This window comes from Tardiphaga sp. 813_E8_N1_3 (assembly GCF_051811025.1).
Lineage (GTDB): Bacteria > Pseudomonadota > Alphaproteobacteria > Rhizobiales > Xanthobacteraceae > Tardiphaga.
Genome location: NZ_JBPWQE010000001.1, coordinates 5,166,701 through 5,192,402, shown reverse-complemented (window position 1 = coordinate 5,192,402; position 25,702 = coordinate 5,166,701). Strand labels below are relative to the sequence as shown.

The window sequence follows — 25,702 nt, the reverse complement described above, 5'->3', positions numbered from 1 at the left end:
GGACGTGCGCGTGCATATGAAATATTGCGTCGCACAATGGCCCGCGTTCACCAATTTACCGCGTGGCAGCATTGGACGCTTGCAAGACGTTGTCGCGCGGGGGACACTTGTGGCGAAATGCGCTTTTGCGCGTCGTCTCAACGCGGTTGCTGGTTTGCCGCAAGATTTTTGCATGGATTTTGATGACCGTTATCGCTCCCTCGCGCCTCATTATTGCCGATGATCATCCGTTGTTCCGCGGTGCATTGCGGCAGGCGGTCAGCACCGTGCTGCCGACGACCACGGTTGATGAAGCCGGTACGTTCGAGGATCTGACCAAACTGCTGGAACAGGATTCCGACGTCGATCTGATCCTGCTCGATCTGTCGATGCCCGGGATCAGCGGATTCTCGGGACTGATTTACCTCCGAGCACAGTATCCCGCGATTCCGGTGGTCATCGTCTCCGCTAGCGATGACGTCGGTACGATCCGCCAATCGCTGGACTTTGGCGCGTCAGGCTTCATTCCAAAGCGCTTCGGCGTCGATACGCTGCGCGATGCCATCGTGCGCGTGATGGATGGCGACGTCTGGGTTCCACCGGACGTCGACATGTCCGCAGCGGCCGATCCGGAAATGAGCAAACTGCGTGATCGGCTGGTGACGCTGACGCCGCAGCAGGTCCGCGTGCTGATGATGCTGTCGCAGGGTCTGCTCAACAAGCAGATCGCCTATGAGCTCGGCGTGTCAGAAGCGACCATCAAGGCGCATGTTTCGGCGATCCTGCAGAAGCTTGGCGTCGAGAGCCGCACCCAGGCCGTGATCGCTGCGGCAAAGATCGCCGGCGGCCAGTGGCGCCAGGGCGAACAGACGCCGCAATAATCGGACTATTCCGCCGCGATCATCTGCTGCGTGCGCCATTGCCCGAGCAGTGCGCGCAGCGACGCCGGTTTGACCGGCTTGTTCAGCACGGCGATCTTGTCTTGCCGCGCGGCGGACTGCACGTGCGGGCTGCGGTCGGCGGTGATCAGGATGGCCGGAATTTCCTTGCCGAAGCGGGTACGGATTTCCCGGATAGCGGCGACGCCGTTGCCGCGGTCGAGATGGTAGTCGACCAGCAGGCCCGTAAGGCGTCGGCCTGAGGCCTGGATTTCGGCAATCGCATTCATCGCGGCTTCCGGATCAGGGACTGCGACGACCTCGGCTCCCCAGGCCTGCAGCAGCGTCTTCATGCCATCGAGAATCGCCATGTCGTTCTCGATACAGACAACGAGCGTGCCCGACATAGGTGACTTCGACAGTGGCGTCGCGCTGGTGACCGCGGTGGTGTGATTGATCGCCTTGGCCACCGGCACCGTCACTGAGAAGAACGAGCCGCCGCTGCGATTGGAATCCAGCGCGATGCCGTGATTGAGCACATGGGCGAGACGTTTGACGATCGACAGACCGAGCCCGAGGCCACGCGCGATCCGCGCGCCCTGTTCGAGCCGGTGAAATTCCTTGAAGATCTCGCCGCGCTTGAGAATCGGGATGCCGACGCCGGTGTCGTAGATGCCGATCTGCAAGGCCTTGCCGCGGCGCCGGCAGCCGACCAGCACGCGGCCATGCGGCGTGTATTTGATCGCGTTCGAGATCAGGTTCTGTAGAAGACGCCGCAGCATCAGGCGATCGGATTCGACGGGCAGTGAGCACGGCACGAATGTGAGCTTGACGCCGCGGGCGTGCGCAATCGGTGCATATTCGATCTCGAGTGAGCGCATCAGGTCGCCGATGCGGAAACTCGATATCGCGGGACTCATGGCGCCCGCATCGAGGCGCGAGATGTCGAGCAGCGCGCCGAGGATTTCCTCGATGGCCTCCAGCGAGTCGTCGATATTCTCGACCAGCCGCGCATCCTCACCGCCGCTCTTTCGTTCGACCAGGCTGGTGACATAGAGACGTGCGGCGTTAAGCGGCTGGAGAATGTCGTGGCTGGCGGCGGCCAGAAAGCGGGTCTTGGAGATGTTGGCGTCTTCCGCGGTGCTCTTGGCGAGCGCCAGTTCGGAATTCAGTCGCGTCAGTTCCTCGGTGCGGTCGCGGACACGTTTTTCCAGCGTGGCATTGGCGCGCTCCAGCGCTTCTGCTGCCTCGAAGCTGGGCGTGACGTCGGAGAAGGTGAGCACGAGCCCGCCATCGGGCATCTTGTTGGTACGCACTTCGATAACGATCTGGCGGTCCTGAAGACGTTCGAGATAAGGCTCGCCCTCAGTCGTGTAGGCCGCCAGCCGCGCCTGCGTCAGGGTTTCGCTGTCGCCGTAAGGCGACGCGCTCTGAATGCCGATGAATTCCAGAATCTCGCGCAGCGGAATGCCGATCTGTACGATCTGCGGTGGGAGGCCGAGCAGTTCGCCGAACTGCCGGTTGGAGACGATCAACTGCAGGTCGGGGTTAAAGACGGCGATGCCCTGACGGACGTGATTGAGCGCTGTTTGCAGGATCTCGCGGTTGAAATGCAGCGCCGCATGCGAATCGTCGAGCAGCTTCAGCGCCGCCTTGGCGGACACCGTACGCTTGCGAAGCAGGAGCGACATCACCACGCGGGACGAGGCTGCGCCAATCGATGACGCGATGAGATACTCTGCGTGCTGCAGCAATTCGAAATCCGCAGGTGCGGCCGGATCGAGATCGACACGGCGACGGGTGGCGAAGGCATCGAAGGATTCACGCGCGCGGTCCGGGCCGAGATATTGGGTCACGGTGCTGAGGATATCCTGCACCGTGACTGTGGTCCGCCAGCGCCGGAACGCCGGTGTAATCGGCGCCAGCGTGTTCGGTACGAAGACATCGGCCTGCAGTCGTTCGATCGACGACGGCGCTCGCATCAGCGAGAGCACGATATAGGTCAGGATATTGAGCGACAGGCTCCAGAGCGTGCCGTGCAGCAGCGGTGGCAATTCAGTGCCGAGCAGGTCCTGTGGCCGCAACGCCTCGATGCCGAACGGGCCGTGCTGCAGGAACAGGACGCCCGCGGTACTGCCTTCGAGGAAGCTCGGGATGAACAGCGTATAGGCCCAGACGATGAAGCCGACCACCATGCCGCCCATGGCGCCATGGGCCGTCGCGCGTCGCCAGATCAAGCCGCCAAAGAAAGCTGGAGCGAGTTGCGCGATGGCGGCAAATGACAGCAGGCCGATGGCGGCCAGTTGCGTATTGCCGAGCGCGCGGAAATAGAAATAGGCCATCACCATGATGGCGAAGATCGAGAAGCGCCGCGCCTTGAGCAGGAAGTTGCCGAAGTCGGTCTGCTCATTCTGCGTCTGCGGTCCGCGTCGCAAGACCAGTGGCAACACGATATCGTTGGACACCATGATGGCCAGCGCAACGCATTCGACGATCACCATGGCGGTGGCAGCCGACAAGCCGCCGATGAACACCGCCATGCTGAGCGCGCTGGAGCCGGCTTCGATCGGCAACGCCAGCACATACATGTCGCTGTCGACGGCGCCGAACGGAAAGGTCACAAGGCCGGCCAGGGCGATCGGAATGACGAACAGGTTGATGGCGATCAGATAGGTGGGAAACAGCCAGCGCGCACGGCTCACTTCGGAGTCGCTGGAATTCTCGACGACGCTGACGTGGAACTGCCGGGGTAGCAGCATGATGGCGCAGAACGACAGCAGCACCATCGTGAGGAAATTACCGAACGACGGCACATAGTTGATGGCGCGCATCGCCTCTGGTGTCTTCATCGCGCGCTCGATCAGCTCCGAGGGGCCGAACATCCAGAATGTCACGAAGGCGCCGGCGATGATGAACACCACCAGCTTGACGATGGATTCGGTAGCCACGGCGAGCATCAAGCCGTGCTGATGTTCGGTCGCATTGGTCTGCCTTGTACCGAACAGGACGGCGAACATCGCCATGGCGAGCGTCACGACCAGTGCCATGTCGCCGACGATGGGAACGCCGGCAATAGCCTTGTCCTCGCCGAGGATCGTTTCCAGCGAGGATGCGACGGCTTTCAGCTGCAGCGCAATGTACGGCACCGAGCCGATGATGGCGATCACGGCGACGGTGGCGGCGACGGCCTGGCTCTTGCCGTAGCGTGCGGCGATGAAGTCGGCGATCGAGGTGATGTTCTGGGTCTTGGCGAGATGGATCACACGCCGCAGCACGGGCGAGAAGAAGGCAAAGAACAGGATCGGGCCGACATAGATCGCGAGGAAATCCACGCTGGTCCGGCTCGCCACGCCGACCGAGCCGAAGAAGGTCCATGACGTGCAATAGATCGCCAGCGACAGCGGATAGATGACGGCCTTGGCGCGGCCGCTCTGGAACAGCGCGATCCGGTCGCCATAGCTGGCGACGCAAAACAGAAACCCGATGTAGCAGAGGGCGGCAACAATCACGCCCCAGTCGTGCAGCATCCTGCGTGCTCCCTTTGGCGGGCAGAAGCCCGTCCGTCCGGCGAAAATCTAGCCGGTTGCGCCGGTGCAGGCGACAGGGATTTGGCCGGACGCCGGGGAATGCCGGATCGTCGTTAAATCCAGCGCGGGCCGAAAAAGGCGATCAGGATAATGAACAGCCACGCGGTCACGCCGGCCAGCAGAGCGAGGCGGTAATCGAACGTGCCGACCGTGAGATAGCAGATGCCGAGAAAAGCGAGATAGGCCGGAATGGTCTTCGCGCCGGCCATGCAGGCTTCCCGGAAACCCGCGCTGTCGCCTTTTGCGCCGACGATGAGGAGCGCAATGATCGCAAAGGTCGGAAACAGCGGCAGAATGCCGGGCAGCGTGTTGCCCCGTTTGGACAACCAGGCAATCAGGGCGGTGAGCAGCCCGCCGAGAATACCTTTCCAGATGATGTCCACGAAAGTTCTCCGATTCCCCGGAAGGGCATACATGCAATTAGAACTCGTCATGGCCGGGCTTGACCCGACCCTCCAGCTTCTCTTGCACGCGAACCCGAAAAGATCGATGCCCGGGACAAGCCCGGGCATGACGGTATTCTAGCTATTTGCAGTTTTACTCCGCCGCCAGCGCCTTGGTGCGCAGTGGCAGGCCGAGTTCATCCCACACCTGCAGCAGCGATTCTGCGAGATGATCGATCAGCACGTCGTCGTGATAGGGCGACGGCGTGATGCGGAGGCGCTCGGCGCCTTTGGCAACGGTCGGATAGTTGATCGGCTGAATGTAAATGCCGTGATCTTCGAGCAGCAGATCGCAGGCCTTCTTGCAGAGCTCGGCATCGCCGACGAACACCGGCACGATATGGGTGTCGGTGGACATCACCGGAATGCCGGCCGCGGTGAGGATCGCCTTGACCCGCGCGGCGCGATCCTGATGACGCTCACGCTCCCAGCTTGAGCTCTTCAGGTGTTTGATCGCAGCGGTCGCGGCCGAGCAGATCGCCGGCGGCAGTGCAGTGGTGAAGATAAAGCCCGGCGCATAGGAGCGCACGGCGTCTACAATGTCCTTGTTTGCTGCGATATAGCCGCCGAGGCAGCCATAGGCCTTGGCTAGCGTGCCTTCGAGCACGTCGATGCGATGCATCACGCCGTCGCGCTCGGCGATGCCGCCGCCGCGTGGACCATACATGCCGACCGCATGGACTTCATCCACATAGGTCATCGCGCCATAGCGCTCGGCGAGATCGCAGATTGCCGCCAGTGGCGCGACGTCGCCGTCCATCGAATAAAGGCTCTCGCAGGCGATCAGCTTCGGCCGCGCGGGATCGGCGGCCTTCAGCAGTTCCTCGAGATGCGCGACATCGTTATGGCGGAACACCACGCGATCGCAGCCGGCCTGCCGGATGCCTTCGATCATCGAATTATGATTGAGAGCGTCGGACAGGATCAGGCAATTCGGCATCAGCTTGGCAAGCGTCGAAATGCCGGTCTGGTTCGAGACATAGCCAGAGGTGAACAGCAGGGCCGCCTGCTTGCCGTGGAGGTCGGCGAGTTCTTCCTCGAGCTGGACGAGGGGATGATGCGTGCCTGCGATATTGCGGGTGCCGCCGGCGCCGGTGCCGACGCGGGTCGCGGTCTCGACCATGGCGCCGACCACTTTCGGGTGCTGGCCCATGCCGAGATAATCGTTGGAGCACCAGATCACGACATTGCGCGGGCCTTGGGGCGTGTGCCAGACCGCATGTGGGAACCGACCGGCAATGCGCTCAAGATCGGCGAAAACACGATAGCGGCGCTCGTCATGCAAACGATTGAGCGCGTCACTGAAGAACTTGCTGTAATCCATCGCAAAAGACCCAAAAACCGAACCCGAACCCTGCGTCAGGTGCGTTTTAGAGCTTTTCCAGCTTGGCTGTCGAGGCGCAATTGGTCAATTTGACCAAGTCCTGCGGCTTTTGATGTGCATCAAGAGCCTGAGGTCATTCACTAATTTTTGCTGCGCTGCAGGTTACGCCGATTTGAACCGCAGCATGCCATCGGTGCCCATTGTCGAGGTCAGCCGCTTCTGTGCCAGCATGTGATTGACGTGCGCAATCAACTCGCCGGCGGCAAAGCCGGTCTGGTGGGCGTCGAGCTTGTGCTTGTGAAACACCACCGGCACCAGCTCAGCCGAGGTCTTGCCGGTATCCTTGCATGCGGCGGCAATCATCTGGCAGCGCTCTTCATGATGGTCGGCGAGCTGCTTGATGCGGATCTTGAGGCCGTGAAATGGCACGCCGTGACCGGGGAGGACGAGCACATCGTCGGGTAGCGTATCCGCAAGGCGCTTCAGTGAATGCAGATAGGAGCCAAGCGAATTCTCGTCGGGCTCATGGGCCCAGACGCTGACATTGGGCGAGATCTTGCTGAGCACCTGATCGGCCGACAGGAACAGTTTGTCGGCCTCGCAATACAGCATCACCTGATCCGGCGAATGGCCGGCGCCTGTGAGCACGCGGAATGTACGCGTGCCGATCACGAGATCGTCGCCATCAGAGAGCCGGCGATAGGCCGCCGGCAGCGGCACCGTCTTCTTGAGATATTCCTGGCCGCGGCCGAGCAATTGCTCGGTGATATCTGCATCCATGCCGTGGCGATGGAAGAACTGCCGCATATTGACGATGCGCTCTTCGGTGCGGCGGTGCTGGTGATAGACGCCCTGCAGGTATTCGACTTGCGACATATAGAACGGGCAGTTGAACCTCTGCACCATCCAGCCGGCCTGGCCGACATGATCGGGATGCGCGTGGGTGACAATCACCTTGCTGATCGGTTTGCCCTTCAGCGGACCTTCGAACAGCTTCGTCCATGCAGCGATGGTCGCGTCATTGCCGATGCCGGTATCCACCATGGCCCAGCCATCGCCGTCGGCGAGCAGATAGATGTTCACATGGTTGAGGCGAAACGGCAGGTCGAGCCGGATCCAGAGAACGCCCGGAGCAATTTCGACCACCTGATCGGTCCCGGGATGGTTCTCCCAGGGATAGCGGAGGTCATCGGCTGGCTTTGTGCTGGCGTCTGTTTTCGAATGCATCGGTTCTGTCACAATGTCCTTTTCATCCGGCTTAGCGGGCCAAGGACCCCTGCGCCAGCACAAATTCGGCTGGCGCAGGGCATGGGTTTATGCGCTGGCGCGCATATCCGCCTGTGCTGAAGCGGTAACCGGGAGAGCCGGCGTGCTTTTTCCGCTCACGTCGGCGAGCCGCGAGGTCATGCCGAGCCGGTCCAGCAGGTTGGCGTCGCGGTCCGTCTGCGGGTTTTTCGTGGTCAGCAGCACGTCGCCGATGAAGATGGAATTGGCGCCGGCGACAAAGCACAGTGCCTGCAATTCATCGGTCATATATTGCCGTCCGGCGGAAAGCCGCACCACGCTCTTCGGCATCATGATACGCGCCACGGCAATCATGCGGACGAGTGCGATCGGATCGGGGCGCTCGGCGGTGTCGTTGACCGGCACGCCCTTCACTTCGTTCCACATATTGATCGGCACGCTGTCCGGATGATGCGGCAGGTTGGCCAGCAGCATCAGCATGCCCAGACGATCCTCGACCTGCTCGCCCATGCCGATGATACCGCCGCAGCAGACCTTGAGACCGGCATGGCGCGCCCGCGCCAATGTCTCGATGCGATCTTCCATCGTCCGCGTGGTGATGATCTTGCCGTAGAATTCCGGCGAGGTATCGACATTGTGATTGTAGAAGTCGAGACCGGCGTCCTGCAGGCGCTTGGCCTGATCTTCCGTGAGCATGCCCAGCGTCGCGCAGGTTTCGAGGCCGAGATCCTTCACCGCGCTGACCATGTCGCAGACGCGGTCGAGATCCTTGTCCTTGGGATTGCGCCAGGCCGCGGCCATGCAGAAGCGGCTCGCGCCGGCTTCCTTGGCGCGCTGCGCCGTGGCGACCACGGCGTCGCGATCCATCAGCTTGGTCGCCTTGACGTCAGTGTTGTAGTGGGCGCTTTGCGAGCAATAACCGCAGTCTTCCGCGCAGCCGCCGGTCTTGATGCTGAGCAGGCTCGCAGTCTCGACGTGATTCGGATCGAAATTGCTGCGGTGGGTGCTCTGCGCCTGGAAAATCAGGTCCGCAAACGGCAAGTCATACAGGGCCTGGGCTTCATGACGCTGCCAGTCGTGGCGCAGTTCGGTCGAGGTCCATGCAGAGGGTGTTGGGGGCATTCACGCAATCCTTACATTCTGCGCAGCCACCGATCATGGCTGCTGTGAAAGCAGTCCATGATTTTGAGGGTTGGAGCAATGACGCTGGCCGGGTGCAGCCATGCGCTGGATCGCCGCTCCTATGCCGCGCGGATGCTCGACAGGAATTCGTCGATTTCACCGCGAAGAACGTCGGCCTCGCGGCGCAGTTCGCCCGAGGCGCCGAGCACGTCGTTGGCAGCTGTGCCGGCCTGCGTCGATGCATCGCTGACGCCGATGATGTTGCTCGACACTTCGCTGGTGCCGCCGGCGGCGTGCTGGATGTTGCGTGCGATCTCGCGTGTTGCCGCACCCTGCTGTTCGACGGCGGTGGCGATGGCAGCGCTCACATGATTGATCTCGGCGATGGTCTGCCCGATGTTGCGGATCGCCCCGACGGCTGTGGAAGTGACCTGCTGCATCGACACGATCTGTGTGCGAATCTCGTCGGTGGCTTTTGCGGTCTGATCGGCAAGGCTCTTCACCTCGGAGGCCACCACGGCGAAACCCCGGCCTGCATCGCCCGCGCGTGCCGCCTCGATGGTTGCGTTGAGCGCCAGAAGGTTGGTCTGCGACGCGATGGTCTGGATCAGATCGATCACCACGCTGATACGATTGGCGTTGTCGGCCAAGCCCTGCATCGTTGCATCGGTTTCGCCAGCCTCGTTGACGGCCTTTGCGGCGATTTCGGTTGACGTTACGACCTGTCGGCTAATTTCGTTGATCGATGACGACAGCTGCTCGGTCCCGGCCGACACCGTCTGGACGTTCACCGAGGTTTCCTCTGCGGCCGATGCGACGGCGCTGACCAACGCGCTGGAGCGATCGGCGGTGGCCGTCATGCTCTGCGCGGTCGATTGCATGGAATCGGCCGAGGTCTGCAGCTTCTCCAAAGCGTTGCGCACCTTGCTCTCGAAGTCGACGATGCGGGCTTCGATGCGCGACGTGCGTTCGCCCTTGGCAATGCGGTCCTGATCCTGCTCCGCGCTGAGCGTGCGGGCGTTGATCATGCTGTCGCGGAACACTTCGAGCGTGCCCGCCATCGCTGCGATTTCGTCCTGCTGGCGGCTGCGGGCGATCTCGGTGTCGAGATCTCCGCTAGACAGCCGCTGCATCGCGCGCTGCAATTGCGCGAGGCGGCGCAGAATGCTGCGGCCGACATAGAGCCAGACGAACAATGCCGATCCGATCAGCGTCAGTGCGCCGAGGCCGAGCATCACCTGCGTCGCCAGCGTGATTGTCGTCTGCGCCTGTGTCGTGGCGGCGTCGGTTTCGCTGCGCACCTTGTCGACCAGTTGCTTGACGCTCATACCGAGGCCGACATTGAGCTTGCGCGTCTCGTCGAGGATGAGTTCGCCGTATTCGACGGTGTCCATCTCTTTCTGGCGCACCTTGAAGACGCTGTTCTTGCCGTCGCCGATCGCCAGCAATTGCAAGGCGGCTTCCTTCAGCTCCTTCGTGCCCTTGATGCCGACGAGAGCATCGAGATTCGATTTGACGCGAGTCTGGGCGGCCTTGAAGCTCTCTTCGATCGGAGAGAGTGCTTCGGACGAACCGGCCGACAGCGCAGCCATCAGATCGGAAGAGATTAGGTTAGTGCTGGCGACGACTTCGCCAACCTGCACGATGACGCGCGCGGCTTCGCCGGAATCTTCGGCCGAGAAGACTGTTGCCCGCAGCGTGTCGTTCATCACGTTCTGGGCGTCGGTGGCGGCTGGCTCCGACATCTTGACGAAGTTCGCCGCGGCGGCGCGCAGGGAGTCGTATTGCTTCTGATGCTGGGCGACGGCATCGAGACGTTCCTGGGTAGCAGCGCCAAGGCTGCGAATCGTGTCTTCGATGTTCTTAACGGTCTCGGCCAGGGCGGCGACCACGGCCTTGTCGGCGCCGAGCTTGGCGATGGTGTCGAGCCTCTCGACTGCAATCTTGTGTGTATCCCGCATGCGCTGCGAGCGTTCCTTCAGAACATCGGGGCTGCTCGATGCCAGCAGCATCGGGCCCTGGCTGGCTAGGCTCTCGCTGGCGGTGGCCAGTTGAAGGCTGGCGGTCAGTTTCGGAATGTCCCGGCCGTTCAGCTCCGTCATCATGCCGCCGAGCTGACCGAGAATCATGCCGGCGCCGGCACTGATCAGGATCGCCATGCCCGCAATAACAGCAAAGGCGGCGAACAGGCTGCCGCGGATGCCCCAACGGGGCCGCGAGAACCGAAACCGTCCAAATTTTCCGATAAATGACGTCAGTGCCATGATGCCCCCACGTCCGCCGTGCTGGGGGCGGATCACGCAGAGAGTATGTCGGTACCGGGTTAATATTCGGGTAAATCGGCAACCTTTGGCTGTCGCGGGGCTTGCGAGGTTACCAAAGGGTAAAACGAAAAAGGCCGGCGTTTCCGCCGGCCTTTCCGTAGTCATGAGCCTGAAATCAGGCGTGAAGCTCAGTACTTCGCGACGACCGGGCCACCCCAGTTGAAGCGGTAGTTCAGGCCAGCCTTGACGGTGTGCTCGTCGTTGCGGGACGAACCGAAGGCAACCAGCGCTGCCGGAGCAGTGAAGGTGGTCTTGCCGAAGTCGTAGTACTGGTACTCGACCTTGCCCGACCAATTCTGGGTGAACATGTATTCGAGGCCGGCGCCGACAGTGTAACCGTCCTTGCTGGTGTTGATGCCAACGGCCAGCGGGCCAACAGCGGACTGGTTCAGGTCGGCGAAGCCGTAGCCGCCCTTGACGTACAGCAGAGCCGGACCCCAGGTGTAGCCGATGCGGCCGGTGACCGAGCCGAGGCCCTTCAGGTTGCTGTTGTAGGTGTAGGCGCCGAGAGCAACGTTGTTCGAGCTGTTGCCGGTCCAGCTGTAGTTAGCTTCGATACCGAGCACCCAGTTCGGGGCGAACTGGTAGTCGTAACCACCCTGCACGCCGCCCATGAACACGCCATCGCTGTTATTCGAAGCAACGCCGGCGAAGCCGTTGTTGCCGCCGAATGCGCCGCCGACGTGACCGCCGATGTAGAAACCGGTCCAGTTGTAGATCGGGGCTGCAACGTAAGCCGGAGCCTTGGTGTAGGGACGAGCAGCCAGGTCAGCGGCCATTGCCGGAACCGAGGCGCCCAGGGCGATCAGGGCAACGGTGCCCATCAGGAAGTTCTTCATTTTCTTCTTCTCCAGAAAACCATTTTAGAGCGAGAGCGCGTTCGCTCCGTCTATGGCGTGGACTTAGACAGCTTTTGCGTAAAATGCTGTCACCCATTCGCCACAGCAATCGACAACCCGACACAATCCGGATTGGCGAAACGGCATGCTTATCGGCGCCTTAATAAAAGCTGAAAGAGGCCTTAATTTACAGGGGTTTGGAGGACGCTGGTACCGCTCGCGCTGACCCGCACTAGTTTGGTTTTACTCCAGATAGATTTATTGTGATCACCTAAACCACAGCGCTCCGTTTGCGTCGTCCGCAACTTCTCGAATCACGTTTGGCACGTCCGTCTCACGGTGCGAAAACGTGGATTGCGCCGCCGCCCCATCTGACATTGGAAACAAAAAACGCGCGACCCGTTAGATGTTTGCGTGGTGCCGGTCGGCGCCTCCGTGAATGGAATCGCGTTGCATGCAGGTTGAGCGGATTTTACGTGAATACGGCCACTTCCTTCGGCCGATTAGTGAGGCGCCACGCGACGGTCAGCGGATCCTTGGCCACTCTGCCCAAGGTGGTGCCCAGGGCGGCCACCTCATTTCCTGCTACTGGGAACGGCACCCCCAAGGCCTGATTGGGCCGAACTGGGTGGAGGAGCGCGACAGCCCTATCGGTTATATCGACCGCTATTTCGATGGCTGGATCAGGCCCCGCGAATTCAGGCTGCTTGATTCGGTCGCCATCAACCGGTTGCTCGTCGCTTATATCGACGATGCGCGCGCCGCCGATAACCGCGAGGCGCTCAAAATGCTTGAAGCGGGAGAGGGCTAGAGCTGATCCCGAAAAGTGGCTGCCGGTTTTCGGATAAGATCTTGCGTCAATAGAGAAAAATGCTTCAGCCGCTTTGGGAAGAGCTGATGGAAGATGAAGGGAAATGGCTCGGGCCGGGAGCTTTGCAGCAAACCCGGCCCTGACTGTCCGTCCGCAGGTCTAGAAAGCCTTGTTGGAGTCCGGCCGATGCGTATTTTTCGGCACGAAGCCCGAGCGCGTGGCTTCGCGCTGGTTGCGCACCCAGACCTCGCGATTGGGATGCAGGCCGGCGCCGCGGGTCGCGGGCACGGCGCTGGTGCGGGCGCGATGCAAGAGGCGCGTATCGGCCTCGCCGCAGCTCGGATGAATGCCGCCATTGTCCGCGACCACCTTGTCCCATGCCGCCTTGCGCTGCTTGAAGACCGCGGGATCCTTGAGCTGCGTGCAGTTCAACTCGTTGACGTTGAGATCCGCGATGATCTCGTCGCCATCCTCGATCAGCGCGATGGCGCCGCCCAGTGCTGCTTCCGGTCCGACATGGCCGATCACCAGACCCACTGAGCCGCCGGAGAAGCGCGCATCGGTCATCAGGCCGACGACGATATTGCGTTCGCGGCACAGCGTGGTGATGCGCGAGGTCGGGTCAAGCATCTCCGGCATGCCGGGCGCGCCGACCGGGCCGTCGTAACGCACGATCACCATGTCGTGGTTCGCAAATTTCTCCGGATGCTTGTCGAGCGCTGCGATCAGGCCGCGCTCGCCTTCGAACACGCGCGCAGTGCCGCGGAACAGATTGTCCTCGAGGCCGCCCTCGACACCGGCGAGCTTGAGAATGGCGGAGAATTCCGGCGACAGGTTGCCGCCGAGCACGCGCAACCCGCCGGTCGGCTTGTAGGGCTTGGCAACGGTGTAGACGACCTTGCCGTCGGCTGGCTTGGTCTCGAGGCGCTTGATCTGCTCGGCCAGCGTCTCGCCGGTGCAGGTCAGCACGTCGCCATTGATAAGGCCGGCTTCCATCAGCTCGCGCACGATCACCTGCACGCCGCCGACATTGTCGATGTCCACCATCGAATACTTGCCATAGGGGCGCGCGTCGGTGAGCACCGGCACGAGATATTGCGACAGATAGTTGAACTCTGCCGGCGTCATGACTTCCTTCCAGAAGTCGGCGAAGCCTGCGGCGCGCGCGATTTCCGGCGCATGCAGCGTCACGTTCGTCGAACCGCCGATCGCCATCGACACGATCACCGCGTTGCGGATGGAGTCACGACTCACGATGTCGCGCGGCTTGATGCCCTTGGCGATCATGTTGGCGAGATAGCTGACGAGCTGCTCCGGGAATTCCTTCAGGCGGCGCGGATCGTCAGATGGCGGCGCCACCATGTGCAGTGGTTGCATGCCGACCACGCCGATGAAGGTCTGCATGGTGTTGTAGGTGAAGATGCCGCCGCAGCTGCCGATACCGGGGCATGCATGGCAGGCGATGTGGTGGCGATATTCGGGGTCCGGACTGCCGGCGACCTGATAGGCGCTGACGATGTCCAGCTTCTCGCCATTGTTCGGATCGGTGCCGGGATGGATCGAACCGTCCGACATGATGATCGACGGCTCGTTGTGTTCGAGCAGCGCGGCCAGCGTGCCGACTGGCGGCTTGTCGCAGGCGACCACGGCAATGGTGCCGAGCAGGCCGGTGGCGCTCAGATGCTCGCTCATGGAGTCGTTGGTGACTTCGCGGCCGATCAGCGAATAGCGCATCTCGCGGGTGCCGTTGCGGATGCCGTCCGAGGTCGCAATGGTGTATTCCGGCTGCACGAGGCGATAGGGGAGCTGACCGTTGCCGCGACCGATCCGCTTCTTCAGGCTCTCATGGATCGCGTCGACCTTGGACATCACGCCCATATAGCACTGGCTGTCGCCCTTGGTGCCTACCACGCCCACCGACGGCTCATGAATGAGCGTCTCGTCCGTGCCGAGCACACGCGCCATGCCAATGGTCTGCGCGGAGCGGCCGGGATGGTTGTCGATGGTGACGACGGGCGACTTGGACACGACGAATTCCTTCCTGACGGCGTTCTTGATCTGCGAGGCTTGAATGCACCGCTGCCGGCGCTCGGCATGGGCGCATGTCAGACCCTGCGGTCAGGGCAGGGTCCGTCCACGATCCAATTTAGGATCGGTCTAGCCAGTGCATAACCCCCGAAGATCGCAAACACAATCGGATTGCCCCTCTGCTGGAACAAGGCTGCCTTGTCGCCGCCCGGTGCCGCAAAGCAGCAAAATTCCGGGTGCCATTTACGCAATCAGGCTATTTCTGCATGGTTTTGACAAACCAATGGGGTAATCGCTTCCTGCGCCGTCACAGCGGATCGCGTCGATACGGAGTTCGAGATTGAGCGTTGCCTTCACCAAGGAAGAAAGTGCCGAAACGGCTGCGGAAACCCTGCTGCCCGACCGCCCGATCTCGCCTCATCCGAACCTCGTGACCGAGGCAGGTTTGCAGGCGCTGGAGACGCAGCTCCAGCAGGCGCGCGAGGCCCATGACGCGGCGAGCGCGATCGACGACGTGAACGAGCGACGGCGTCAGGCGGCGATCCCGCTGCGGGACATGCGCTATTTCGCGGCCCGCGTTCGCACGGCCCAGCTCGTTCCAGCCCCGACATCGACCGACACCGTGGCCTTTGGCAGCACGGTGACCTTCTCCCGCAACGACGGACGCGTGCAGACCTATCGGATCGTGGGCGAGGACGAGGCGGATCCCAAGGCCGGCTCGATTTCCTTCGTCTCGCCGGTGGCGAAATCGCTGATGGGCAAGGCCGTCGGTGATGTCGTCGGTGCGGGCGCCCAGGAGCTCGAGATCATATCGATCAAATAGAGGATCCCGTCGCGGCGGTGGCTTCGCGTCTGACATCAGTCGCGAAGCCGATAGTCTCGCAGCGCCGTCACACCAGCGCGTCAGATTCCCGCGCTGGACTCCAGCCGCTCATTGAGCTTCTGATCGACGACTTCGACCGTGCGGTCGATATTTGCATTGGTCATTCCGAGCTGATGCGAGATCAGTTTCACCAGAAGATCGACCCGCTCGATGAAAGGCGCACCAGCCGCCACGGCGCGTGCCGCCGATGACGGCTTGAGCAGGCTCTCCGCTGCCTTGGCGTATTTGGCGAAGGGGACCTGATCCTCGGGATCGGCGCCGAGACGCCGTGCAACGGCATCGACATGCTCGTAAATCGACTGCGACACCTTGAGATCGCCGTGAACCGCCTCGCGGATCGACTGCGGCTCCTCGGGCGTGATGCAGCGATAGTTGCCGGTCAACAGCATCGACCACTTCGCCAGTGGCACGAACAGCGAGTCGAATACTTTCAGCTTCACCGGCACGTCCTGGCCATCGAGCTTCACGGCGTCGATGTCCGCTTCGAGTTCGCGCAGCAGCTTGTTGTGAGCCGGATCGGCAAAGGCCGATGCCTTGAAATTCGTGGGCAGGCCGACGTGAAGGACATTCGCGGCTTCTTCCGGCGGCCGGAAGGCCTGCGGATCGGGCGAGCACAGCGTGACCAGGCCGGGCTCGAAGCGCTCCCACACCTGGGCATTGGTATAGGCCTCTTCGAGCTTCATGTCGGCCAGCCCCGGAATGCGCTTGAGATAGGGCAGTGGCGGCATGTTCATGATCGACAGGCATGGAAGCTTCGCCGCGGCGATCTTGATCATCAGGACGCGGATCGTGTGGTTGGTATATTGCGGTTCCTGCATCGCAAGACCGACCAGATCGTAGCGCGACAGGTCGACCTGATCCGGTGAGGTCGCATCCAGTTTGCCTGGCAGGTCGCGTGAGAAGATGGCGCGGTGGTTTGGTTCGTCGCGCAGTTTGATGCGCACTTCAGTACCATCGCGATTGATGAGTTCAGCGGTCTTCTTCCGGCACACGAGGGTCACGTTATGACCCGCCATCAGGAGCTTCGTTGCCAGCAGCGAGCCGTATGAAGCTCCGAGAATCAGAATATTCCGCGCCATGGTGTTTCGTTCCTCAAGTGATGTGTGCGCGCCAGATCCGAACGGTCCGGCATTTTTAGTTGCGCGGACACTACTGCACCGCTGCGTTTCGATCCAGATGGCGTGAGTCGATACGTGCAGAGCTGGAAGCGATTTGCTTTTCCAATGCGCCAATCTGTCCCGCCTATCGTCGTGGCGAATGAGGGAGCGATCAGGTACCGTCACAAAAAACAAGGGAGGGAAACATGTCTGCGATCATCAATCGTCGTCACTTCATTGCTGCCGGGTCAGCCGCCGCCGCCATGCCGTTCGTCGCGCGCGGCGCGTCCGCACAAGCGGCGTGGCCATCACGGCAGATCCGCATGATCTGCAGTTATCCAGCCGGCGGCCAGACCGATCTGCTCGCGCGCGCCTTCGGTGAATATATTTCCAAACAGGTCGGGCAGACTGTCGTCATCGAAAACAAGGCCGGCGCGTCCGGCGCCATTGGCACAGCGGAAGTTGCGCGCGCCGAGCCAGACGGCCACACGATTCTCTGCTCCATCTCGACCACCTATGTGATGAACCGGGTGATGCTGAAGACGCCCGGCTACGACATGGACAAAGACCTGACGCTGGTCAGCGTTATTCCCGGTGCCGGATTGCCGCTGGTCGCCAGTCCGAAATCCGGCGTCAAGACGCTGGAAGACTTCGTCGCCTTCGCGCGCAAGAACGACAAGGTGAACTTCGGCACCTATAGCGTTGGCTCGGCCCCGCACATGACGATCAACGAACTCAACAAGCAGTACGGTCTCAAGATCGAGCCGATTCATTATCGTGGCGAAGCGCCGATGTGGACGGGATTGGCCGAAGGCTCGATCGATTTTGCGATGGGCAGCTACACCGCTGCGCAGACCGTGCTGCAAGGCGATCGTGGTGTCGTCTTCGCCGTGCATTCGAAGAAGGTCGACGCCATCCCCAACGTGAAGACGCTGCCTGAACAGGGGGCGACGTCGAAGTTCTTCACGGTGAGTGGCTTCACGGGCTGGGCCGTACCCAAGGCGACGCCGCAGCCGATCGTCGATCGGCTATCGCAGCTTTACGTCGCCGCCAACAGCGATCCCAAAGTGAAGGAAGTGCTGAAGACCTTCGTGCTTGAGCCGGCGCTTGGCTTCAAGGAGACCAATGCGCTGTATCAGAAGGAGCTGCCGGTCTGGATCGAGGCAGCACAGGCGCTCGGCCTGCAGCCGGTGTAGTATTCCTGTTCGCCTCTCCCCGGTGGGGAGAGGTGAACATAGCGTCGCTGCGCGCTGTATTACGCTCGTACCGAAAACCGGCTCAGCGCGTTGAGCGCCTGCACGCGCGGCTCGACATCGCGCATGTAAATTGTCTTGCGCAGGAATTCGATTTCGCTCGCTTCCTTGCTTTCTTCGACATCGATATACCAGGACTTCGGCCGGCCATCGGAGCCGTCGCTCCAGCGATAGCCGCGCCGCTTCAGCTCGTCCTTGAGATCGAAGGGCGACTGCTCTGCCCAGACCCGCATCGTTTTCTTCCGGGCGCGTTCCAGAAGAACCGCAAGTGCCGGCGCACCGAGATCGGGCAATTCGAATGCAAGAATCTCGAGCAGCGCATGACAGTCGTCGATCGCCCGATGGGCCTGGTGAAAGAAGCCTGCGCCGGCGAGCAGATAGCCGAGGCGCGAGCCGTCGAAGCCGTGTTTGCGCCAGTCGACTTCAGTCGCCGAACAGCCCCAGGCCTTGTGCTGGAACACCGGCCAATAGCGCTCTGAAAACTTGCGATCGAAACCCGCATTATGCGCAATGACGATGACGGCGTCGTCGGCGAAAGCGGCGACGGCATCGGGATCGATGCGGTGTCCCGCAACGGTCTCGTCCGTGATGCCAGTCAGCTCGGTGATCTCCGGCGGGATCGGCCGCGACGGCTCGTTGAACGCGGTGAAGACATCCGCGACGCGCGTGATGTTGCCATCCGGCAGATAGTCGAACTTGACCATCGCAAGCTCGATGACTTCGTCGCGCACCTGATCGAGACCGGTGGTCTCGACGTCGAGGAGGATTCCGGATCGGGTCGGCTGGCCATTGGCCGGCGCGAATTCGGTGCGCGGGATCAGCCGGCGGAGGACGCGATAGTCGGTGGATCTGGCGAGCGTGTCCGCCATGGCGGCAAGGCCGGGATCGTCCTGCAGGCTAAGATCGTCTTGGAGCATCTGATTCCGGGCAGTTCTTCAGGCGCAGCGTCGTTCAGCCATGACTATGGTGTTCGCTGAATCGGGGCAACCTGCCTGCCGGCGATAGACACAGCTGTGTGGCGCTGGGGCGTTGATTTTGCGCCGATTATACCTTGCGCTCCAGCGAGGCGAGCGCCTCGTTCAGCACCGAGCGCAGGCGTTCGGTGTCGCCGGGCCGCACGGCCGACGGGTCGAGATAGAAATCCAGCCCCGGCATGCGTTCAACGACGATATCGGTTTGCACCGGCTTGTCGTCGATGATGCTGTCCACCGCATAGGGCACGACCTCGCGGCTGATGCCCTTCATGGTAATCGGCGGCAGCGGATGCGAGGTGATGATGTCGCTCACCAGCGCGAAGGTCTCATAGCTGATGGCGATGCCGCCGGGTTCCGCGATCGACTGCAGCCGCGCTGCGAGGTTCGCCTCGGCGCCGATGATCGTATAGTCCATGCGGTCGCTGCTGCCGAAATTGCCGACATTGCAATAGCCGGAATTGATGCCGATGCGGGCCTTGAACGGCTCCTCGATGCCTTCGGTGCGCCACTTCGCGTTCAGTTCGGTCAGGCGGCGCTGCATCCGCCACGCCATGCGCAGGCAGTCCTGCGCATCCTGACGGTCGCCCTTGGTCTCGGGGTCGCCGAAGAAGATCAGCATCGCATCGCCGATGAACTTGTCGATGGTGCCGCCGTGCTCGTGTGCGATCGCCGACATCTCGGTGAAATATTCGTTGAGCAGATGCGTGATCAGCTCCGGCTGCAGCCGCTCAGTCGTGGCCGTGAAATTCTGGATGTCGGAGAAGAAGATCGTCAGCTTCTTGCGCTCGGTATGGATGGTGACGTCCTTCTGGCCGCTGAAAATGCTCTTGTAGACCTGTGGCGAGATATAGCGGGAGATCTTCATGGAGAGCGTGGCGAGGAAATCGTTATTGGCTTCCAGTTCCTGGTTCATCCCAGCGATGCGCCGCGACTGACGGCGTTGCAGTGTCAGGAACGAGACGCCGCTGACGGCTGCCAGCGCGAAATAGGCCAGCAGGAACTTGAACGAGAACAGATTGGCCGCAATCGGCTGGGTAATGATGACTTCCTGGATGCCGCGCACGTCGCCGACCTTCCAGTCCTTCTTCGGGCTTTCCGCATGGCTGTTGTGGCAACTGACGCAGGCCGGGCCCATCAGCACCGGCGCGACGATGCGGACCGTGTCGCTGAACAGCGACGCCTTGGTGTCGATGATCTTCTGCTCGGAATTGTCACGCAGGCTGCGCAGCGCGGTCTTTTCGAAATCGTCGAGCTGGTGCGGCGCGCGGTTCTGGAACGGATAATCTGACACGAAGCGGTAGTTGATATTCTCCTGCTGTGCGCCGATGACGCGGCCGAGTTCGAGGGACAGCGTCGCCGGAATCGGGATCGCGCCCGGTACGCTTTCATAATTGTGAACCACCTGCGTCGTGCCCTGATGGGCCAGTACGCGCCCGACCACATTGCTTGCGTAATAACCACGCACGCTGGTGATCACGGAGTTCAGGTCATTGGCCTGCCGGCGCAAGGCGGCGTCAACCAGATTGGTCAGGTCGAGCCATACCGCTACAGGCAGCAGAAGCAGCAGCGCGGCAACGGCGAGGCCGGGCGTAAATACGCGCGAGCGTCGGCGGGTGACATGAGGCTGATCCATGAAGATTGTTCCTGGATTTCTGGCTGTTGAGCGCAATGAGCGTGCAGCGGCGCGGCCGCCTCTGCCACATAGCACCGGTATGGTTATAATATCGTGCCTGGGTTGTGCCAATTTTCCAGTAGTGGATGAAATTGCACCGGATGCCCGCCAATTTTGGCAGACGTGCATGCCGCCTGCGCACCTTGACTTCACGGGTCGCTTGGCCAATCTCGCGGTCAGAAAAACACTTCAAAACTCTTGGGAGAAGATCATGGCCGACGCCTATATTATCGACGCAGTCCGCACGCCGCGTGGCATCGGCAAAGTGGGCAAGGGCAAGCTCGCCGAGCAACATCCGCAGCATCTCGCCGCCACCGTGCTCAAGGCAATTGCCGAGCGCAACAAACTCAACACCGCTGACGTCGATGACGTGATCTGGTCGACCTCGACCCAGCGCGGCAAGCAGGGTGGCGATCTCGGCCGCATGGCCGCGCTCGATGCCGGCTATGACATCAAGGCGTCCGGCACCACCCTCGATCGCTTCTGTGGCGGCGGCATCACCGCGGTGAACTTCGCCGCGGCGCAGATCATGTCGGGCATGGAAGACGTCGTCATCGCCGGCGGCACCGAGATGATGTCGCTCACCGGTGCGATGGCCGCCGAGGACATGGCCGCCGGCAAGGCGCCGCTCGGCATGGGCTCGGGCAACAAGCGCCTCGCCAAGGTGCATCCGCAGTCGCATCAGGGCATCTGCGGCGACGCCATTGCCTCGATGGAAGGCATTTCGCGTGAAGCGCTCGACGCGCTCGGTCTGGAAAGCCAGCGCCGCGCCGCGATCGCGATCAAGGAAGGCCGTTTCGACAAGAGCATCGTCCCGGTGAAGGATGACGAGGGCAACATCGTGCTCGCCAAGGACGAATATCCACGTCCGGAAACCACTGCCGAAGGTCTCGCCGGTCTGAAACCTGCTTTCGCTGCGATGGCCGATCATCCGCTGGATGAAAGCGGCATGACCTTCCGCAAGCAGATCAACCAGAAGTATCCGGATCTGAAGATCGAGCATTTCCACCACGCCGGCAATTCGTCGGGCGTGGTCGATGGTGCCGCAGCCTTGCTGCTGACCTCGAAGTCCTATGCCGACAAGCATGGCCTGAAGCCGCGCGCACGCATCGTGGCCATGGCCAATATCGGTGACGACCCGACCCTGATGCTGAATGCGCCGGTGCCGGCTGCGAAGAAGGTGCTGGCAAAGGCCGGTCTCAAGAAGGAAGACATCGATCTGTGGGAGATCAATGAAGCCTTCGCCGTGGTCGCCGAGAAGTTCATCCGCGACCTCGATCTCGATCGCAGCAAGGTCAACGTCAATGGCGGTTCGATTGCGCTCGGCCATCCGATCGGCGCTACCGGCGCGATCTTGATCGGCACGGTTCTCGACGAACTTGAGCGCCGCAACCTGAAGCGCGGTCTGGTCACCATGTGCGCCGCCGGCGGCATGGCACCGGCGATCATCATCGAGCGCGTATAACGCCGCTAACTCGTCTAATCCGAATGAGCCGGGCGCGAAAGCGTCCGGCTCATTCGTTTGAAGGCCACGCCATCGGGAACGACAGCGGCGAGATTTCCGTCAGCTTGCGGCCGGCCCAGTCGAGACCCGGTGTGCGCTCTTCCGCGCGGATCTGCGCTTCATGCACACGCAGCGCCGCGGCCGGATAGTCGAACGTCTGCACCACGCCGTCCTTCACCACCTGCCGGCCATCGACATAGACGTGACGCACCGCGCGTTCCGCTGCCGCATAGATCATGCTGCGGATCGGATCGCGATGCGGCTGCATCATCGGATGGGTGACGTCGACCATCACGAAATCCGCCTTGCAGCCGGCCTCGAGCCTGCCGATGTCGTTGCGGCCGAGCGCCTTGGCGCCGACGGTGGTGGCCGCCTCGAACAGCATGGTCGAGTTCAGGCCGCGCGGATGCCCGGCCATCAGCCGCGAGGTCATCGTCACGTTGCGCATCTCTTCGATCATATTATGCGGATAGGTGTCGGTGCCGATCGCCACCGAAATGCCGGCTGCGCGGTAGCGGCCGACATCGCGCAGCGCGATGCCACGGCGCATGAATACGGTGGGGCAATGCGCCACTGTCGTTCCGGTCTCGGCCAGCAGTGCGAGGTCGCGCTTGGTGTGCCACGGAGTCAGCGGATGGTCGTCGACGAAGATGGAGTGGCCGACCAGCGAGGTCGGGCCGAGCACGCCGAGCTCGCCGAGCCACTGGATCGGCGTCATGCCATGGCGGCGGACGATTTCGTGGAATTCCGATACCGATTGCGCCGCATGGGTCTGCCACGGAATGTTGCGGCGCTTCGCTTCGGCGTAGCTGTCTTTCATCAGTTGCGGCGTGCAGGTGTCGATCTGCGCGGGATACATCATTCCGGAGAGACGGCCGGACGGATGGCTCTCGGCGGCATCGATCAGCGCGAAAGCCTGCAGCATGGCCTCTTCGCCGGCCTTCTCGTTCCATTCGTAATCGACGAGCGTGCCATTCGGCGTGAACCAGCGCGCCGAGCGGAATCCCGGAGCAATATAGACGCGCAGGCCACTTTCCGCTGCGAGATCGAGCCACTGCGGATGAGGCATCGACAGATCAACCACCGTGGTGACGCCGGACAGCAGCAATTCCGAATAGGCGACGCGCACGCAGTCCGGCACGCCTTCGGGATCGGGGCGCAGGATCGGCATGTATTCGTACAGCGACGAATTATACAGGCCGGGCGAGCCGATTTCGTCGAGAAAGCCCTTGTTGAGCGGCTCGCTGGACGGATGCGAGTGGATATCGACGAGGCCCGGCATCACCATGAAGCCGCGGCCGTCGATGGTCTCGACCGCGTCGCCCTGATAGTCGCGGCCGGCAAACACGATCTGGCCGTCGTCGAAAGCGACATCGCCGCCGGTGACATAGGTGTGGCTGCTCTTTGCGGCGTCCCAGGCGACGACATAGTCCGCGTTGCGGATGACGGTGATGGCCAATGCTGATCCTCTCGCGATCGACAAAATGCGAGGAACCGTAAGCGCAAGCGACCAGGCGGTGCAAGATCGAGAGGTGAGCAGACCCGCCTGTCTATTTGGCATATCCAACCTGTCTGTTCGGCACGTGCAAATGTCGATAAGAAGACGCGTTGATCTGCAACGTCCCGAAGAGAGCTTGAACTCATGCAATACCGACACGATGGCCTCTATGCCTCCCGCCGCTCGCCGGTCATGGCCCGCAATGTGGTGGCGGCGTCGCAGCCGCTGGCGACACAGGCGGGTTTGCGCATGCTGGAGCGCGGCGGCAATGCGCTGGATGCGGCGCTCGCGGCCGCTATCACGCTGACCGTGGTCGAGCCGACCGGCAACGGCATCGGATCGGACGCCTATTGCATCCTCTGGGATGGCAAGGAGCTGCATGGCCTCAACGCCTCTGGCCGGTCGCCGGCGGGATGGACCCCTGAGCGATTTGCAAATCACAAGACCTTCCCGCACCGCGGGTGGGAGAGCGTCACCGTGCCCGGCGCTGTGTCGGCCTGGGTCGATCTGTCCGAACGGTTCGGCAAGCTGCCCTTCGCAGACCTGTTCGGGCCCGCGATCTCCTATGCGGAGAACGGCTTCAACGTCTCGCCGGTGATTGCCGAGCTGTGGCGCCGCGGCGCGGAGGAATTGAAGAACCAGCCAGGCTTCGCCGAGGCCTTCATGCCGAATGGTCGTGCGCCGGCGGCGGGTGAACTCTTCAAGGCACCGGGCCACGCCTATTCGCTGAAGTTGATCGCCGAGACCAAAGGCGAAGCATTCTATCGCGGCGAACTCGCCGAGCGCATCGCAGCCTTCGCGCGCGAACATGGCGCCGTTCTCACTGCCACGGATATGGCCGAGCATCGTAATGACTGGTGCGGCACCATCCATCAGGATTTCGGCAGCGCTTCGCTGCACGAAATCCCGCCGAACGGGCAGGGCATCGCGGCGCTGATGGCGCTGGGAATCATGCGGGCATACGGCACCGAGGGTCTCGAACTCGACAGCGGTGACGCGTTCCATCTGCAGATCGAAGCCACGAAGCTCGCTTTCGCCGATGTCTACGCCTACGCGGCCGATCTCGATTACATGCGCGATGTCACCGTCGCGCATCTGCTTAACCCGACCTATCTGGCCTCGCGCGCGAAGTTGATCGACCGCAGCCGCGCGCAGGATTTTGGCGCCGGCGCGCCGAAGACCGGCGGCACCGTGTGTCTGTCGACTGGCGACGCCAGTGGCATGATGGTGTCCTATATCCAGTCGAATTATTCGGGCTTCGGCTCCGGCGTCGTCGTGCCGGGCACCGGCATCAGCCTGCAGAATCGCGGCTTCGGTTTCGTCCTGACCGAGGGGCATCCCAATCAGGTCGGTCCGCGCAAGCGTCCGTTCCAGACCATCATCCCGGGCTTCGTCATGCAGGGCAAAGAGCCGCTGATGGCCTTCGGCCTGATGGGCGGCCCGATGCAGGCACAGGGCCATCTGCAGATGATGCTGCGCATGCAGCTCTGGGGGCAGGATCCGCAGACCGCGGCGGATGCGCCGCGTTGGCGCTATGTCGCCGGCTTGAAAGTCGCGATCGAGACGGCTGTCCCGGACGATGTCGCGGCCGATCTCGCCAGCCGTGGCCATGTCATCGAGCGCGAACCGCCGGACTCCGCCTTCGGTTTCGGCGGTGCGCAGCTCGTGCGTAAAATCGATGGCGGCTATGTTGCCGGCTCGGACCCGCGCAAGGATGGCCTGGCTGCGGGGTATTAGAGAGTAGGGCGGATTAGGCGAAGCCGTAATCCGCCGATCGCGCAGCAAGGCGGTGGTGAAGTATCGACGCGTGCTTGCTTCTTTTGTTTTGCGATTTGTCCTGCAGTCATTGCCGGGTTCGCCGACTTCGACCTATTCTAGCAGTTGGCGTGTTGCCATTCTCTCTTTGGGTCACGAAAAAGCTGTAAGGCGGGCTGCTTTGGCTTGCTGAATCGCTGGGGCAATTCGTGATCATAAAATCAAAGAACTGGAAGCATGCCGCATGGCTCGGTGCGGCGAGCGCGTTTGTCATGTCGCTCGATTTTACGACTGTTGTTCGTGCGCAGTCGACACTTCCCGCAGTGACGGTCGACGCGCCGCAGCAGCAAGCGACACGGCGCCCTCAAGTCAAACGCAGCACATCAGGCGCGCGGGGTGACCGTCGCGTTGCAGCCCGCCGGTCACAGCAAACCGTTGCGCCAGGTTCGGTCAATCCCAGGTCCGAAACTGCTTGGGGACATGTGG

Annotated in this window: 18 protein-coding genes; 6 read left to right on the top strand and 12 right to left on the bottom strand. The window is 62.0% G+C overall.

Translation table 11 applies throughout. The features are described 5' to 3' along the window. Window positions 1-182: 182 nt before the first annotated feature. Window positions 183-860, top strand: a complete 678-nt coding sequence (locus tag AB8A33_RS24575; protein ID WP_439095145.1) for a response regulator — start codon at window positions 183-185, stop codon at window positions 858-860. 5 nt (window positions 861-865) lie between these two features. Here AB8A33_RS24575 and AB8A33_RS24570 read toward each other — a convergent pair whose 3' ends face one another. From AB8A33_RS24570 to AB8A33_RS24540, 7 genes are all read right to left on the bottom strand, one after another. Then, a complete protein-coding gene (locus tag AB8A33_RS24570; RefSeq protein ID WP_439095144.1) occupies window positions 866-4,384 on the bottom strand; it encodes a hybrid sensor histidine kinase/response regulator in 3,519 nt (1,172 codons plus the stop codon). Between the two features lie 113 nt (window positions 4,385-4,497). After that, a complete protein-coding gene (locus AB8A33_RS24565) occupies window positions 4,498-4,827 on the bottom strand; it encodes a GlpM family protein (RefSeq protein ID WP_068732644.1) in 330 nt (109 codons plus the stop codon). Between the two features lie 154 nt (window positions 4,828-4,981). Beyond that, a complete protein-coding gene (hemA, locus tag AB8A33_RS24560) occupies window positions 4,982-6,211 on the bottom strand; it encodes a 5-aminolevulinate synthase (protein ID WP_089266846.1) in 1,230 nt (409 codons plus the stop codon). 162 nt (window positions 6,212-6,373) lie between these two features. After that, complete coding sequence (locus AB8A33_RS24555; RefSeq protein WP_439095142.1) at window positions 6,374-7,438, bottom strand: MBL fold metallo-hydrolase; 1,065 nt, start codon at window positions 7,436-7,438, stop codon at window positions 6,374-6,376. An 87-nt stretch (window positions 7,439-7,525) separates the two neighbouring features. Further along, window positions 7,526-8,578, bottom strand: a complete 1,053-nt coding sequence (gene bioB, locus AB8A33_RS24550; RefSeq protein ID WP_439095140.1) for a biotin synthase BioB — start codon at window positions 8,576-8,578, stop codon at window positions 7,526-7,528. A gap of 119 nt (window positions 8,579-8,697) precedes the next feature. After that, window positions 8,698-10,842: a methyl-accepting chemotaxis protein gene (locus tag AB8A33_RS24545; RefSeq protein WP_439095138.1), complete on the bottom strand. Its 2,145-nt coding sequence runs from the start codon at window positions 10,840-10,842 to the stop codon at window positions 8,698-8,700. 188 nt (window positions 10,843-11,030) lie between these two features. Further along, complete coding sequence (locus tag AB8A33_RS24540) at window positions 11,031-11,741, bottom strand: outer membrane protein (protein WP_439095136.1); 711 nt, start codon at window positions 11,739-11,741, stop codon at window positions 11,031-11,033. Between the two features lie 454 nt (window positions 11,742-12,195). On the opposite strand from AB8A33_RS24540, the gene AB8A33_RS24535 reads away from it, so the two are divergent. Beyond that, on the top strand, window positions 12,196-12,552 hold the full coding sequence (locus tag AB8A33_RS24535) for a hypothetical protein (RefSeq protein ID WP_439095134.1): 357 nt from the start codon (window positions 12,196-12,198) through the stop codon (window positions 12,550-12,552). A 159-nt stretch (window positions 12,553-12,711) separates the two neighbouring features. Here AB8A33_RS24535 and AB8A33_RS24530 read toward each other — a convergent pair whose 3' ends face one another. Next, entirely contained in the window at window positions 12,712-14,580 is a 1,869-nt protein-coding gene (locus tag AB8A33_RS24530) for a dihydroxy-acid dehydratase domain-containing protein (protein ID WP_439095132.1), read from the bottom strand. Window positions 14,581-14,920: 340 nt separating this feature from the next. Between AB8A33_RS24530 and greA the strand changes: the two genes are divergently transcribed. Next, complete coding sequence (gene greA, locus AB8A33_RS24525; protein ID WP_439095131.1) at window positions 14,921-15,403, top strand: transcription elongation factor GreA; 483 nt, start codon at window positions 14,921-14,923, stop codon at window positions 15,401-15,403. An 80-nt stretch (window positions 15,404-15,483) separates the two neighbouring features. On the opposite strand, the gene AB8A33_RS24520 is transcribed toward greA, so the two are convergent. Beyond that, on the bottom strand, window positions 15,484-16,542 hold the full coding sequence (locus tag AB8A33_RS24520; protein WP_439095129.1) for a ketopantoate reductase family protein: 1,059 nt from the start codon (window positions 16,540-16,542) through the stop codon (window positions 15,484-15,486). A 224-nt stretch (window positions 16,543-16,766) separates the two neighbouring features. Between AB8A33_RS24520 and AB8A33_RS24515 the strand changes: the two genes are divergently transcribed. After that, the gene (locus AB8A33_RS24515; RefSeq protein WP_315840352.1) at window positions 16,767-17,756 is read left to right on the top strand and encodes a Bug family tripartite tricarboxylate transporter substrate binding protein; all 990 of its coding nucleotides are present in this window, start codon (window positions 16,767-16,769) and stop codon (window positions 17,754-17,756) included. Between the two features lie 59 nt (window positions 17,757-17,815). Here the strand turns inward: AB8A33_RS24515 and AB8A33_RS24510 are convergent, their stop codons facing one another. Beyond that, window positions 17,816-18,730: a 3'-5' exonuclease gene (locus tag AB8A33_RS24510; RefSeq protein WP_315840353.1), complete on the bottom strand. Its 915-nt coding sequence runs from the start codon at window positions 18,728-18,730 to the stop codon at window positions 17,816-17,818. A gap of 127 nt (window positions 18,731-18,857) precedes the next feature. Further along, window positions 18,858-20,420 carry an adenylate/guanylate cyclase domain-containing protein gene (locus tag AB8A33_RS24505; protein WP_439095127.1) on the bottom strand — a complete coding sequence of 521 codons (1,563 nt, stop codon included), beginning with the start codon at window positions 20,418-20,420 and terminating at the stop codon, window positions 18,858-18,860. Between the two features lie 250 nt (window positions 20,421-20,670). Here AB8A33_RS24505 and AB8A33_RS24500 point away from each other — a divergent pair, with 250 nt between their 5' ends. Further along, window positions 20,671-21,924, top strand: coding sequence for an acetyl-CoA C-acetyltransferase (locus AB8A33_RS24500; protein ID WP_092141800.1), 1,254 nt, complete (start codon window positions 20,671-20,673; stop codon window positions 21,922-21,924). A gap of 49 nt (window positions 21,925-21,973) precedes the next feature. Here the strand turns inward: AB8A33_RS24500 and AB8A33_RS24495 are convergent, their stop codons facing one another. Next, on the bottom strand, window positions 21,974-23,422 hold the full coding sequence (locus AB8A33_RS24495) for an amidohydrolase family protein (RefSeq protein ID WP_439095126.1): 1,449 nt from the start codon (window positions 23,420-23,422) through the stop codon (window positions 21,974-21,976). A 183-nt stretch (window positions 23,423-23,605) separates the two neighbouring features. Between AB8A33_RS24495 and AB8A33_RS24490 the strand changes: the two genes are divergently transcribed. Then, on the top strand, window positions 23,606-25,198 hold the full coding sequence (locus AB8A33_RS24490) for a gamma-glutamyltransferase family protein (protein ID WP_439095125.1): 1,593 nt from the start codon (window positions 23,606-23,608) through the stop codon (window positions 25,196-25,198). The last annotated feature ends 504 nt before the right edge of the window (window positions 25,199-25,702 follow it).

Excerpts from the sequence above, each read along its gene's own strand:
- AB8A33_RS24535 (WP_439095134.1), top strand. The coding sequence starts at position 12,196 with ATGCAGGTTGAGCGGATTTTACGTGAATACGGCCACTTCCTTCGGCCG.
- AB8A33_RS24570 (WP_439095144.1), bottom strand. The coding sequence starts at position 4,384 with ATGCTGCACGACTGGGGCGTGATTGTTGCCGCCCTCTGCTACATCGGG.
- bioB (WP_439095140.1), bottom strand. The coding sequence starts at position 8,578 with ATGCCCCCAACACCCTCTGCATGGACCTCGACCGAACTGCGCCACGAC.
- AB8A33_RS24490 (WP_439095125.1), top strand. The coding sequence starts at position 23,606 with ATGCAATACCGACACGATGGCCTCTATGCCTCCCGCCGCTCGCCGGTC.
- AB8A33_RS24555 (WP_439095142.1), bottom strand. The coding sequence starts at position 7,438 with ATGCATTCGAAAACAGACGCCAGCACAAAGCCAGCCGATGACCTCCGC.
- AB8A33_RS24505 (WP_439095127.1), bottom strand. The coding sequence starts at position 20,420 with ATGGATCAGCCTCATGTCACCCGCCGACGCTCGCGCGTATTTACGCCC.
- AB8A33_RS24575 (WP_439095145.1), top strand. The coding sequence starts at position 183 with ATGACCGTTATCGCTCCCTCGCGCCTCATTATTGCCGATGATCATCCG.
- AB8A33_RS24545 (WP_439095138.1), bottom strand. The coding sequence starts at position 10,842 with ATGGCACTGACGTCATTTATCGGAAAATTTGGACGGTTTCGGTTCTCG.
- AB8A33_RS24510 (WP_315840353.1), bottom strand. The coding sequence starts at position 18,730 with ATGCTCCAAGACGATCTTAGCCTGCAGGACGATCCCGGCCTTGCCGCC.
- AB8A33_RS24515 (WP_315840352.1), top strand. The coding sequence starts at position 16,767 with ATGTCTGCGATCATCAATCGTCGTCACTTCATTGCTGCCGGGTCAGCC.
- hemA (WP_089266846.1), bottom strand. The coding sequence starts at position 6,211 with ATGGATTACAGCAAGTTCTTCAGTGACGCGCTCAATCGTTTGCATGAC.
- AB8A33_RS24500 (WP_092141800.1), top strand. The coding sequence starts at position 20,671 with ATGGCCGACGCCTATATTATCGACGCAGTCCGCACGCCGCGTGGCATC.
- AB8A33_RS24540 (WP_439095136.1), bottom strand. The coding sequence starts at position 11,741 with ATGAAGAACTTCCTGATGGGCACCGTTGCCCTGATCGCCCTGGGCGCC.
- AB8A33_RS24520 (WP_439095129.1), bottom strand. The coding sequence starts at position 16,542 with ATGGCGCGGAATATTCTGATTCTCGGAGCTTCATACGGCTCGCTGCTG.